Source organism: Microbacterium sp. NPDC090281 (assembly GCF_044769635.1).
In the GTDB taxonomy this organism is placed as follows: Bacteria; Actinomycetota; Actinomycetes; order Actinomycetales; family Microbacteriaceae; genus Microbacterium.
Map to the genome: position 1 here is coordinate 1211118 of NZ_JBIVYH010000001.1, position 12493 is coordinate 1223610.

The window sequence follows — 12493 nt, forward strand, 5'->3', positions numbered from 1 at the left end:
GGTGCATCGCTCAGACGGCCTTGCGGAGCGTGTAGCCGCGGGGTGTGGCGACGAAACCCGCCTCCTGCAGGGCGAGTGCCAGCTCGGTGCCGTATACGCCCTCGCCGTTGATCTTCTCGACCGTCAGGGTGTCGAGGCGGCGGTTGCGTGCGGTGGCGGCGAGGTCGGATGCCGCGGCCCGCAGCACCTCGCCGTCGTCGGTGAACGCCAGCACGGTGCGGCCCCCGCGTTCGAGGGAGAGCACGAGCGCGCCATCGACGAGCACGACCAGTCCGCCCGCTTTGCGACCGGGACGGTGGGAGACGCCGTCGAGCTTGGGCCAGCCGAGTGCGGCGCCGTAGGGGTTCGCCGGATCGGTCGCGGCGAGGGTCACAGCCTTGCGGGGTGCGGGATCGGCGAGCCCGGCGTAGGTGCGCAGCCGGTCGACCGTGCCGGAGGCGGCGAACTGCGCAGCTCCCAGCTTCTCGATCACGTAGCCGCGGCGGCAGTGGCCAGCCTCTTCGAAACCGGCGAGCACGCGGTACGCCTGGGCGAAGCCACCGGGAACGCCCTCGGCCTGCACGGCACCGCGCGTGACGACGCCGTAGCGGTCGAGCAACAGCCCCGCGGTGACGGTCGCCCGGCGTGCGGCATTCGTCTCGAGCGCGGGCAGCAACGACCAGCGTCCGCCGATCGACGGCGGCCGAGGCGCGGCAGAACCGGTGAAAGACACGCCGCGATAGGTGCGGGCACGGGGTGCGCGGCGCTTGACCTTGTGCGCCTGTGACCCGCCGGCGAGAAGAGAGCGGATCGGCGCGAAGGTGTCGTTGGTCACGTAGCCCGACCAGGTCAGCGACCACAGCGCCTCGAGTACGGACTGTTCGTTCTCGGCCGCGGCCATGTCTTTCAACTGCGCCGCGAAGTAGGCGCCGCCGACGTCGAGGGCGATGAGGATGCGGGACTCCAGGGAGTCGGACGCGATCTCGGCGTCGCGCTCCGGCAGGGTGAAGGGCGCGAGATCGGCCGGATGCAGCGACACCCAGCCGTCGCGCCCCGGCAGGGTGCCGTGGCCGGACCAGATGACCTCGCCGGCTGCCGTCAGCTCGTCGAGCATCGCGGGGGAGTAGTCGCGCACCCGGGAGGGGAGGACCAGCGACTCCCACGCGCTCGCCGGGATCGGTACGCCGGCGAACTGCTCGATCACGTTGAGCACGCCGTCGACGCCTTCGAGCGGTCGCCCGATGTGCTGCCAGTCGGGCAGGAACCGTGCGTACGCCTCGGGCGAGACCGGTTCGACCGATCCGCGGATGGCCGCGAGCGATCGCATTCGCAGGCGACGCAGCACCTCGGTGTCGCACCACTCGATGGCATCGCCACTGCCGGCAGCCTCGGGCAGGAAGTAGCCGCTCGTGACGCGCCCCGCTGTCTCGAGGCGCTGCAGCGTGTGTCTGGCGACGGCCGCGCCGAGACCGAATCGCGTGGCGACGGCATCCGTCGTGAACGGGCCATGGGTGCGGGCATGGCGGGCGACGAGGTCGCCGAGCGGGTCGGCGACGGGTTCGAGGAACGCCACGGGGATACCGGTGGGCAGAGCGGCCCCGAGCGCATCGCGCAGGCGCCCCGCATCCTCGATCGCGGCGACCCGGCTCGCACCCGCGATCGTGACCGGGATCGCCCGGCGCGCGGTGATCAGGTTTTCGAGCATCGCAGCAGCAGAACTGTCGCCGACGGTGTCGGGGTCGAGGCGGGCCGTGACCTCATCGGCGTCGAGCGGCCCGAGCATCCGCAGCAGGTCGGCGACTCCCTCCAGGCCCCGGGCGCGACGGTCGGGGTCGAGACGCTGGGCCTCGCGCTCGAACTGGGCGATCACGTCGGGGTCGAGCAGTTCGCGCAGCTCGACCGTGCCCAAAAGCTCTCCGAGCAGCGCCGGGTCGACCGAGAGCGCTGCCGCCCTGCGCTCGGCGAGCGGCGAATCGCCCTCGTACATGAACGCGCCCACGTAGCCGAACAGCAGGTCGCGGGCATACGGCGACGGCTGGCCCGGTTCGGTCTCGACGAGGCGGACTCGGCGATCGGCGATCGCCGTCGCGAGCTTGCGCAGCGAGGGGAGGTCGTAGACGTCTTGCAGAACCTCGCGCAGCGTCTCGAGGATCACCGGGAAGGTCGGATGGCGCCTGGCCACCTCGAGCAGTTGTGCGGATCGCTGTCGTTGCTGCCACAGCGGCGTGCGCTTGTTGGGGTTCATGCGGGGCATGAGCAGCGCTCGCGCGGCGCACTCGCGGAACCGGGAGGCGAACAGCGCTGAACCGCCCACCTCTTCGGTGACGACATGCTCCAGTTCGTCAGGCTCGAAGACGAAGAGCTCGGCACCGGGCGGCTCGGCCTCGGCGTCGGGGATGCGCACGATGATGCCGTCGTCGCTCGCGACCGCCGACCCCTCGACGCCGAGGCGCTCGCGCACGCGGGCGTTGATCGCCAGTGACCACGGCGCATGCACCTTCATGCCGTATGGGGAATGCAGGATGACCCGCCAGTCGCCGACCTCGTCGCGGCCGCGCTCGACCGTGAGGGTGCGGTCGGTCGGGAGCGTGCCCGTCGCCTCGCGCTGCTCGGTCAAATGAGCCATGAGGTTCGCCCGCGCCTGCTCGTCGAGCCCCGCGTCGATCAGTCGTTGCGCCGCCTTCTCGGGAGCTGCCGCCGACACCTCGCGGGAGAACGCCCCCAGGGCCTCGCCGAGTTCGAACGGTCGGCCGATGCCGTCGCCGTGCCAGAACGGCACCTTGCCGGGCTGCCCGTAGGCGGGGATCACATTGACGCGATCGTGGGTGATCTCCGCGATCCGCCAGCTCGTCGTACCGAGCGTGAACACGTCGCCCACCCGCGACTCGTAGACCATCTCCTCATCGAGCTCGCCGACGCGCGCCCCGGTGGTCTCGCCCGCGACGAAGACCCCGAACAGGCCGCGATCGGGGATGGTGCCGCCACTGGTCACCGCGATGCGCTGCGCACCCGGACGCCCGGTCAGCGTGCCCGCATCGCGATCCCACACGAGTCGCGGTCGCAGCTCGGCGAATTCGTCGGAGGGGAAGCGGCCGGCCAGCAGGTCGAGCGTCGCCTCGTACGCCGACCGCGGGAGTGCCTGGAAAGGTGCCGACCGGCGGACGGTCTCGAACCACTCCTCGACCCCGATGGCACCGAGTGCGCTTGCCGCGACAGTCTGCTGCGCGAGGATGTCGAGCGGGTTTCGCGGCACCTGGATGGCCTCGATCTTGCCCGCCAGCATCCGCTCGGTGACGATCGCGGTGTGCAGCACATCGCCGCGGTGCTTGGGGAAGAGCGCGGCTCGACTGATCTCGCCCACCTGGTGCCCTGCGCGGCCGACGCGCTGCAGACCGGATGCGGCGGAAGGCGGCGCCTCGACCTGGATGACGAGGTCGACCGCGCCCATGTCGATGCCGAGTTCGAGGCTGCTCGTCGCGACGACGCAGCGCAGGATGCCCGACTTGAGCTCTTCTTCGACCTGGGCGCGCTGCTCCTTCGACACCGAGCCGTGGTGCGCTTTGGCCAGCACGGGATCGGCGCCAGCTGTCGCTCCGGCCTGAGCCATCATCTGCGCCGGAACCGTCGCCACCGGCAGCTCGACGCCGATGCGCTCGGAGTAGATCTCGTTGAGGCGACCGGTGAGCCGTTCGGCCAGACGGCGGGAGTTCGCGAACACGATCGTCGAGTTGTTCTGCAGGATGCGGTCGACGATCGCCTCCTCGACATGCGGCCAGACGGAGCCGGTGACCTCGGTGTACTCGGCATCGGCGGCCTCGCCCGGCACACCGGGTGGCGGCGGCGGATTGGTCATGTCGTCCATCGGCACGACCACGCTGAGCTCGAAGGTCTTCGACGCCGGAGGTGCCACGATCTCGACCGGTGCCGAGCCGCCGAGGAATCGCGCGACCTCATCGATGGGCCGCACCGTGGCCGAGAGACCGATCCGCTGGGCTGCCGCCTCGACACCGTGCGAGCGGCGCAAAGCGTCGAGACGCTCCAGGCTCACCGCGAGGTGCGCACCGCGTTTGGTCGCCGCGACCGCGTGCACCTCGTCGATGATGACCGTGTGCACGCCGCGCAGAGTCTCACCCGCGCGGCTCGTGAGCATGAGGTACAGCGACTCGGGGGTCGTGATGAGGATGTCGGGCGGATCGGACACGAGCTTGCGACGGTCGCTCGACGTGGTGTCGCCGGAGCGCACCCCGACGGTCACGGCGGGGGCCGCCACTCCGAGCCGCCTGGCCGACTGCCCGATGCCGATCAGCGGGGAGCGGAGGTTGCGCTCGACGTCGACGCCGAGCGCCTTCAGCGGCGAGATGTAGAGGATGCGCGTGCGCGGCTCGCCCTTCGCGGGAGCAGCCGCTTCGGTCATGCGCTCGCGGAACACGCTGTCGATCGCCCAGAGGAAAGCCGACAGCGTCTTGCCCGAACCGGTCGGAGCCACCACGAGCGCGTGCTTGCCTGCGGAGATCGCCTCCCACGCACCCGCCTGTGCGGGAGTGGGCGCGGGGAACGCACCCCGGAACCAGTCCTGCGTGGCGGGGGTGAAGCGGTCGAGCACGTCGCTCATCACTCCATCTTCGTCGAGGCCGGGGACATCGGGGTCGTCAGCTGACGGGCGGCGGCGGTGGAGCCCACGCGGTGGCGAGCGCTGCCCAGATGACGGGGGAGTGCCGGGGGTCTCCCGTCGACGTCCATCGACGACGCTGTTCACGCTGCCAGGAGGCCAGCGCGGCGACGGGATCGGGAGCTTCATGGGCCGCGTCGACAGCGATGACGGCGTCGGCGAGCATGCCGTCGACGCGGTCGCCGAGTTGCGGCACGAGCCGCCGGAGCCCCGCTTCGGTCGGCAGCGTCCAACGGGTCGCAGTCACATACTCGGCTCCCCGGTGTGCGAACGCGGCGACGAGGCCTGCTGGTTCGGCGAAGCGCATGTCGCTCCCCGAGTCGCACGCGATGAGGGCGACACGGTTCGGTGCTCGCAGCGGGGGAAGCCCCGGCGCCCCGAGTGCGATCTCGGCGGCCGTGTAGGGACGGTGCGCGCCGATGAGCGGAGTGCTTCCCGGTGAGTCGGCGCCGTCGGAGAGGTGCATCCTGGCGTCGAGGGCGTGCGTCGAGGAGGTGACGTGTCCGACGTAGAGCAGGCGTCCGGCGTCGGCGAGGGCCTCGGTCAGCACGACCCGTCCGATATCCGCCCGACGGAATCGTTCGGCACCTGCGGGGCGCAGACGCGTGTCGAGGCGCGTGGCCATCTCCGCCAGCGCGGAACCCGGTGCCACCGGACCGAGCACACTGCCCAGCTCGCTCGCCGCCGAGTAGCCGGGAACGACCGGGTCCAGCACGGCGACGACCGGAGCGGACGACCGCCAGGGGGACACCGTGCGAGCCGGGTCGTTGCGCAGCGTCGCCGGCAACAGCACCGACACGTCGGCGAGATCGATGCCTCGCGGTTCGCCCGCGGCGCCCAGCAGCTCCCACGGCAGCTGCGCGGTCGAAGGCGATAGCTGGACGCGCAGGTGCGGTCGCAGTCCGGCTGACGTGAACGCCCTGAGCTCTCGGGTCAGCCACGGGGGGATCAGCGTCGTGGTCAGCGCGTCGGCCAGTCGTCGCTCGCGCTCGCGGTCCAGCAGCACGCCGTCCGTGAGCGCTCGCCGCAGCGCGTCCATGCCGTTCTCTCCCGGCAACGGCGTCGGCAGCGCCCGAGCCAGTTCGGCCAGCACCGGAGTCGCCACGGAGCGCTCGACGAGCGTCATCCGGGGTGAGGAGCGCTGATGCTCCCAGACCCAACTGATGAACAGGTCCTCACCGTCGACGTAGCGGAGGCGGGCGGTAGGGCGTCCGCCCGCCGGGAGATTCTCCAGCACCGCGGAAGGGTCGGTCAGCGACGGGCTCAGCGGCACCGTGAGTTCGGGGATGTCCCGCCAGTTCCTCACCACGCCGCCACCGCCGTCTCGGCGCGCACGGCGACCCCGTACTCCGCTTCCGCGAGGCGGATCCACGATTCGAGCACCGGGGCTGCGCCCGGAATCGCGATCACGCGAGGCGGAGGTGCGAAGCGCGGGTGTGGCGTCGATGCACGCGCGGTGAGCAGGCCGGCAGCCGCGGCAGGGAGCTCGTCGCCGCCGTCGTCCACCATGTTCTCCTTCGCGGAACGGTCCTCGAGGGCCGATGCGCGTTCGAACGACAGGGCGGCCCCCTCCATCGGGGACGGGATCTCGTCGTCGAAGGCCGCGGCGGCATCGGTCTGCAGGGTCACGGTTGCGGCGGCGTTCTCGACGAGCTCGAACAGCAGCGTCGCGTCGCCGAGCGTGCGGGCGAGGCGGAACGCGAGCTCACGGGCGGGGGCTGCGACCTGCAGCGTCCAGCGCTCTCGCACGGGCCCGGGAGCGAAGCCGTCGCGCAGCGCCTCGGTCGCCAGCAGCACCGGGACCGCGAGGTCGCGTGCCAGTTCCAGCCGCTGCAACCGCGAGCGCGGGGTGATCGACATCGCCGCCCACTCCGCATGCATCTCGGCGCGACGGAGGTTCACCCGACAACGGTCGCCGGCGTAGCGGGCCAGGTCCCGTGCCGCGCGGTAGGCCTCGTCGGCGGCGGGATACCGGTGCCTCGCCGATTCCGCATCGCCGAGGAAGGCGAAGGCCTCCAGGCGCTCGTGCACCGCGGCATCCGGATCGAGCTCCGCGAGCAGTGTGCGCAGGGCTTTCACTGCGGCCCCTGCCCGCCCCTCCTGCAGCAATACGGCCGCGAGCCCGGTCCTGCTGGCGGCCAGACGCGTGGTGAGACCGATTGCGGCGGCGAGCTCCGCCGCCCGGCGGAAGCCGTCTTCCGCCTCGCGGTGACGACCCTGCTGCATCGCCGAACGTGCGAGGTTCTCCACGGCCAGCTGCCTGCTCGCGGCATCACCGCCGTGCTCCTGCGCCTGCTGCGCGAGCGTCAGATACTGCTGGGCCGCGATCTCGTCGCCCGTGCGCTGGGCGATGACGCCGAGGTTCGCGTAGGCGTGACCGGACAGCTCGGGCCCCACGGTGATCGCCACCTCCAACGCGCGCGTCGCCTCGTCTTCCGCCTCCTGGAGCCGTCCGGTCAGGATCAGCAGGGTCGTGCGGGCGTTGCGCACCGAGAAGGTGAGCAGCTCGCGCTGATCGAGATCGTCGTCGAGCAGCGCCTCGGCTCCATCGATGCCCGTGAAGGCGTCGACGAACCGATCCATCAGGGTGAGGGTCTGCGCCCGGGCGATCATGCCGTTGATCTGCACGGTGCGAGTGGCGCGCTCGTCACCGATCAACGTGATGGCACCTGCGGCCGCGGCGAGTCCCTCATCGGCGAGGTGCACCGCGTCGTCGAGCGCTCCCTCGAACTCCCGAGCTGCGGCGAGATTCAGCAGCGACCGGGCGCGGAGGTCGAGTCCCTCACCGTCCACATCCGGCACCAGGGTCATCGCCGCGACGTCTCGGAGCTTCGCTGCCGCATCGGCGACGCGCCCCTGGTGCAGGAGCATCGCCGCCTCGTTGTTGAGGTCGCGCCCGGCCCGCCACCGAGCTGTTGCCGGCACTCGGCCGCGGATCGCGCTCGAAGGCTGCTCCTGGTCGGGGCTCACACCCGTGCTCCTGCCGCACGTTCGGCGAGCGAAGCGTCGGATGCAGCGAGCCTTCCCGCGGCGAACGCCATCACCCGAGCTCGATCTTCAGCCGACTCGGGGTCGCCCGAAGACGAGGCCAGGGAGGGATCGTGCACCCAGAGCGTGCGCGCGGAGAGGGGAAGGAACAGTGCGGATGCCGGGACCGCCGTCTCACCGATGAAGTGCGACCCGTCGAGTGCCAAGACGACGTCGAGCTCGAGTTCGGCGGGGCCGAAGCGGGCGTGCAAGGCGGGGATGGAGGCAAGACCGACCACGGCCGCGACCTCGACGTGCAGGAAGGGCGCGTCGGTGCCGTGAAGGAGTGTCCACCTGGCCTCGGCCGCGGCATCCACCGTCTGGGCCGGCACGTCGGACCAGCGCACCGGCGCCGAACCGTGGGCGACCACGATGCCGTTCGCCGGGGGAGCGTCGCGCTCACCGCCGGCAGCCAGCGCCCATTCCGCGCGCGGCTCCGCGGTCGTCGCGGGTTGCAGCTCGACGCCGTCGTCCTCGGCCAGGGCGTCGAGCGCGAGGGCCAGGGCGGCGCCTTCTGCGGCCAGGGAAGAGGGAAGCGCAGCGAGTGCCGACGGCGCTTCGTACGCATCGAGCACCGCACGCTCGACGGCATCGTCGTCGTCGAGAAGATGCGAGATGCGGTGGCTCTGCACCGCGATCTCCGCGGCCAGGATCGCAGGCTCCAGGGCGGGGATGCCGATGCTCGCCGGCCACCATGCGCGTGCCCAGCTCAGATTCCCCAGCGCGAACACCGCTGCGACGGTTGCAGGATCAGCCGGAGCATCGAGCGCCACGATGGTGTCGGTCCCGCGGCGCACGGCATCAGCGACGGGGGAACCGTAGACATCGTCCAGCCAGGCGCTCGCCGCACGTGCGTCGTGCACCTCCGCGTCGGGCAGGTGAGGGGTCGCGGTGGCGTCCCAGGTGAGGATCGCCCCCTTCGCCTCGACGAGCGCGGTCAAGAACGAAGGCCGCTCGGCGAGAGTGCCCGGCACGGCGGTGTCGTGCGATCTGGTCGTGATCTCGGCGCGACCGTCGCGCACCCGAATCCGCGTGCTCATGCCACTCCCGGGAGCGCGGGTGCCGGCATGCCGCGGCCCATCGCGATCTTGAGCCGCTGTCGCTGATCCATCACGACCGAGCGGAGCACCCCGTCGAGGATGTCCCAGAGGTCGTCGGCATCGAGCTGCTGGCTGCGAAGCTCGCGCCCGTGCACGCGCACCCAGAGGCGACGCAGATACGCCGGCCGGACGTCATGGATGTCGTCGAGCACGGTCGCAGGCACACCGCTCACCTCGGCGGGCAGCCGCAGCGCGCGCCGCACATAGGCCTCGCGGTGCCAGCGCGAGCCCAGCTGCCGGTGTGCGGCGGTCGCGAGCGACGGGCCGGCAGCGTCCAGGGCCCGACTCGCCTCCCTCCCGAGCAGCATCGCGATGCGGCTGCGCTCGTCGGCGAGCTCCCACGGCAATGCGGAGCGGGCGATCTCGTCAGCGATCAGTTCGCTGCCGTCGAGGTCGCTCTCCACGGGCGCACCGCCGGACAGCGCCGCGAAGAGCCGCTCGTAGATCGACCTGTCGAACGGGCGGGGCAGCCCTCGCTTCGAGGCGGTGCTCCCGACCAGGGGGACAGGCGGTGCCGGATGCGCGGTCAGACCCAGGGCTCGTGCGGCGCCGCTCTCGCTGAGCGCGAGAGCCGCTGCGGAGCCCGCGTCGAGAGTCAGCAGCGCCTCGAACGCCTCAGCGGCGGCCCCGACCGGGCACCCGTCGAGCGCTGCGCTGACCACCTCCGACGAAGGCGCTGCCAGGGGCTGCGGGAAGCGGCCCGACCAGGTCTCGTGCAGCAGCGCTTCGAGCCGCGCCACCTCGTCGGCATCGCGGAGCAGTTCGCGGATGCGTCCGAGGAGGGAATCGCCCGAGGCCTGCGCGATCTCGGTGACGGCGTCTGTGGCCAGGTCGTCGGCATCGGCACCCGGCATCCCGACGGTGCGGGCGAGCTCGAAGCAGCGCGGGAAGTACTTCTCCTGTGGATTGCCATCGGTGATGCGAAGCCGGCGCCTGGCGGATTTCAGGCGCAGGAACCACGCGGATGCCGCTGCCAGATCCGGGCCTGCCGCGAGGATGCGGGCGTGCAGCTGAGAGGCGGCATCCCACGGCAGCGCTCCGCCGGCGAGGCCCGGGTTCTGCACGGGGCGGATCACGAGCGGCTCGAGGATCAGCTTCACCGTGCGGGCGAGCGGGTGGCCGGAGCCGTTGCTGAGGGGCGCGACGTCCTGCCCGAGTTCTTGCCACGCATGGGCGATCACCCGGGCGCGCGGCTGCAGCGCCTCCGACGCGGTGGAGGCGGGTTCCAGGGGCGTGAGCTCGGTTGCGGCGCTCATATCCGCTCAGCCTATAGAGGCGTGCGAGCGGCGGGGAGAATCCGTGATCGGGAGCGTCGGCCGCGCAGCATCCTGGCGGCATGGACACCAACACGACCACCGGGTACACGCTCAACGGCAGCACCGTCCTTCCGCTGGGTTCGTCGGCTCTGCCTCTGCGGGCGCCGAGCGATCCGAAGCGGGTGCGTGGTCGCATCCGTCGCCGGTTCCTGCTCCTGATGCTCGCGCCGCTGATCATCGGCGGCCTGATCTTCCTCGCCACCCAGTTCTTGATGCCGACGACCAGGGACATCGAGATCGTGCCGTCCTCGGCGGTGATCGGAATGGACGGCGACGACGTTGCGGTGCTGGTGTACCACGACGACTCGCGCCCCGGACCCTTCGAGGCGATGTTCCAGATGCGGGTCGCGGCGATCCGACTCTCCGATGGCGAGCAGCTGTGGGATCAGCGCCTGAACGAAGATCTCATCGGCGACGCGGTCGTGCTCGCCGGCGATGCCTCGTCGGTCTACATCGGCAGCGATCACGGTCTGGTGATCCTGGATGCCGCGACCGGTGCCGTGCGGGTCGAAGGTGATGGCGTTCCGGGGATCGGAGCGGATGCCGTGCTCTCCGCCAGCGCGTACGGATACGACCCCGAGGTCGACGCCGTCGTCGCGCTCACCGGCTCCGGGGCGCTCATGCAGATCGCGGTCGGCAGCACGCAGGCGGTGCCGGCCGACGCCGCAGTCACCACCCGGTGGCAGAACACGCTGGGGTCGGGGCCTTTCCTCGACGAGACCGTGCTCACGCAGCAGGTCGAGGTGGCGGCGACTCCTGACGGCACACGGTTCGAGATCGTCCCGGTGGCCGAGGCCGTGCAGCGGGACGCGCTCGTGATCACCTCGACCGATCCGGCGCAGGTGGTCCGCACCGAGCTCGTCGATGCGCGGCTGCTCCCGGTCGTCGGACTCGAGCCGCGTCTGGGCGTGCTTCTGGAGACCGGGCAGTTCCTGCCGGGCGACTTCGCCGGCATCGACGCGGACGACGTCGAGGCGCTCCTGCAGCAGGCCTTCGGGGCGATGCCTTCGGTCGAGCACGTCGTGGCGCCGGCGGGCGCGGGGCAGGGCTTCGTGCTCGTCCAGCACCGCGAGTCGGTGAACGCCGACCGGGTGCTGCTCAGCAGCGTGGACATCGCGACCGGGAAGCTCATCGACACCGTCGAGATGCAGGCCGACGCCGTCCGCGCGTTGACCGGCCCCTCCGGCACCACGGCGGTGATCGCCGCAGCCCCGGAGTCCTGGTCGGCGGATCGACTCCTCGTGCTCGAAGACGACGGCTCCTTCCGTGAGGTCGAGGTGGGTGCCGTGCCCTGGTGGATGGTGTCGTTCGGGTAGCGCGCAGACCCACGGGAGCGCGATGCTGGACGAATGGCGCACACCACGAACTACGTCGACACCTTCATCGAGGTCGCCGAGGACTGTCCGGCCGATCATGCGACGGAGCCGCCGGTCGCCGAGAAGCCGTCGATCGCGGCGACGCACTACCGTCTGATCGCCGAACAACCCTACGCGCGTACTTCCGACGACGTGATCTTCGAGACATACGCGTTGCGCAACGGCATCGCGGTGGATGACGCCTCGGCCCGTGAGGCGTTCTTCTCGAAGGGGCAGCCGTGCCTGCGCTCCTCGCCGCTGGGCAAGCGCTACGGATGGGGCCTCCATCACGACGCCGAAGGCCGGGTCGCGCTGGTGCCTCGGGAATCGGAGCAGTACGCGGCGCTCGCCGTAGACCCCGAGGTCGCGCACACGAGGGCGATGCGGAGCCGACGGGCATGAGGGTGGAGGACGAGAGCGGTGGGTTGCCCGCTAAGGCAGACGACGCGGAGACGACCGTGGACGGGGACGTGGACGCGGACGTGGACGTGGACGTGGAAGATGACGAAGTCGACTTCGGTTGGGTGATCGTCACCCTGACCGTCTTCGCACCGGTGGCGATAGACGAGCTGTCGGCGTTCGAATGGACCGGAGAGGCGAACGACGGCGTCCGATCGTACGGCCTCGGGACGATCAGGATCGACGAACCCGACACCGACCGACGGGTGCATGCACTCGACAGCGCCGTCTCGACCTTGCTCGACCTGTTGTCGGACGTGCCGCGCGAGGTGCTGTTCGACGAGGCGTCGTTCGTGCGGCTGTTCATGACGTTCGGACGCGGTGCGCAGACGCTCTTGCCCGCGCTCATCCAGAAGATCGCCGCCGTCAACGCGACCGTCTGGATCGACACCTGACTTCGCGCGCGTTCCCTGTCACCAGGGGAGGAGCAGGAGGCCGAAAGTGAGCGCGGCGGCGCCCAGCAGGCCGAAGACCGTGACGGCGTTCGGGTAGGAGTCGACCGGAGAAAGGGGCGTCGTACTCAGGTACGACGCCCCTTCGCAGTGGGCACTTCGGGTCGACGCGACGGGGATGCTCCCGCTCATACCG

9 protein-coding genes are annotated in these 12493 nt (G+C 71.1%); 3 read left to right on the plus strand and 6 right to left on the minus strand.

Annotated features, from left to right (window positions below):
• Nucleotides 1-10: 10 nt before the first annotated feature.
• From ACIQTX_RS05765 to ACIQTX_RS05785, 5 genes are read right to left on the minus strand one after another with little or no spacing between them, the layout of a single operon-like run.
• Nucleotides 11-4591 carry an ATP-dependent helicase gene (locus ACIQTX_RS05765; protein WP_402970043.1) on the minus strand — a complete coding sequence of 1527 codons (4581 nt, stop codon included), beginning with the start codon at nucleotides 4589-4591 and terminating at the stop codon, nucleotides 11-13.
• A gap of 37 nt (nucleotides 4592-4628) precedes the next feature.
• Nucleotides 4629-5954 (minus strand): CHAT domain-containing protein, encoded by a 1326-nt coding sequence (locus ACIQTX_RS05770; protein WP_402970046.1) that lies wholly within the window; start codon nucleotides 5952-5954, stop codon nucleotides 4629-4631.
• Nucleotides 5951-7618, minus strand: coding sequence for a hypothetical protein (locus ACIQTX_RS05775; RefSeq protein WP_402970049.1), 1668 nt, complete (start codon nucleotides 7616-7618; stop codon nucleotides 5951-5953). The genes ACIQTX_RS05770 and ACIQTX_RS05775 overlap by 4 nt, the downstream gene beginning before the upstream one ends.
• A complete protein-coding gene (locus ACIQTX_RS05780) occupies nucleotides 7615-8715 on the minus strand; it encodes a hypothetical protein (RefSeq protein WP_402970052.1) in 1101 nt (366 codons plus the stop codon). Before ACIQTX_RS05780 ends, ACIQTX_RS05775 begins: the two co-directional genes overlap by 4 nt.
• Nucleotides 8712-10031, minus strand: coding sequence for a hypothetical protein (locus tag ACIQTX_RS05785; RefSeq protein ID WP_402970054.1), 1320 nt, complete (start codon nucleotides 10029-10031; stop codon nucleotides 8712-8714). The genes ACIQTX_RS05780 and ACIQTX_RS05785 overlap by 4 nt, the downstream gene beginning before the upstream one ends.
• An 80-nt stretch (nucleotides 10032-10111) precedes the next feature.
• Here ACIQTX_RS05785 and ACIQTX_RS05790 point away from each other — a divergent pair, with 80 nt between their 5' ends.
• The 3 genes from ACIQTX_RS05790 to ACIQTX_RS05800 are packed head-to-tail and all read left to right on the plus strand — an operon-like array spanning nucleotide 10112 to nucleotide 12300.
• Nucleotides 10112-11407 (plus strand): PA2928 family protein, encoded by a 1296-nt coding sequence (locus tag ACIQTX_RS05790; protein ID WP_402970057.1) that lies wholly within the window; start codon nucleotides 10112-10114, stop codon nucleotides 11405-11407.
• 33 nt (nucleotides 11408-11440) lie between these two features.
• Nucleotides 11441-11848: a DUF6157 family protein gene (locus tag ACIQTX_RS05795; protein WP_402970060.1), complete on the plus strand. Its 408-nt coding sequence runs from the start codon at nucleotides 11441-11443 to the stop codon at nucleotides 11846-11848.
• Nucleotides 11849-11904: 56 nt separating this feature from the next.
• Nucleotides 11905-12300: a hypothetical protein gene (locus tag ACIQTX_RS05800; RefSeq protein WP_402970063.1), complete on the plus strand. Its 396-nt coding sequence runs from the start codon at nucleotides 11905-11907 to the stop codon at nucleotides 12298-12300.
• Between the two features lie 18 nt (nucleotides 12301-12318).
• Here the strand turns inward: ACIQTX_RS05800 and ACIQTX_RS05805 are convergent, their stop codons facing one another.
• Nucleotides 12319-12489, minus strand: coding sequence for a hypothetical protein (locus ACIQTX_RS05805; RefSeq protein WP_402970066.1), 171 nt, complete (start codon nucleotides 12487-12489; stop codon nucleotides 12319-12321).
• Between the last annotated feature and the right edge of the window lie 4 nt (nucleotides 12490-12493).

Bases quoted from the DNA above. Each gene is read 5' to 3' on its own strand.
- ACIQTX_RS05765 (WP_402970043.1), bottom strand. From the start codon at position 4,591: ATGAGCGACGTGCTCGACCGCTTCACCCCCGCCACGCAGGACTGGTTC.
- ACIQTX_RS05780 (WP_402970052.1), bottom strand. From the start codon at position 8,715: ATGAGCACGCGGATTCGGGTGCGCGACGGTCGCGCCGAGATCACGACC.
- ACIQTX_RS05785 (WP_402970054.1), bottom strand. From the start codon at position 10,031: ATGAGCGCCGCAACCGAGCTCACGCCCCTGGAACCCGCCTCCACCGCG.
- ACIQTX_RS05790 (WP_402970057.1), top strand. From the start codon at position 10,112: ATGGACACCAACACGACCACCGGGTACACGCTCAACGGCAGCACCGTC.
- ACIQTX_RS05795 (WP_402970060.1), top strand. From the start codon at position 11,441: ATGGCGCACACCACGAACTACGTCGACACCTTCATCGAGGTCGCCGAG.
- ACIQTX_RS05805 (WP_402970066.1), bottom strand. From the start codon at position 12,489: ATGAGCGGGAGCATCCCCGTCGCGTCGACCCGAAGTGCCCACTGCGAA.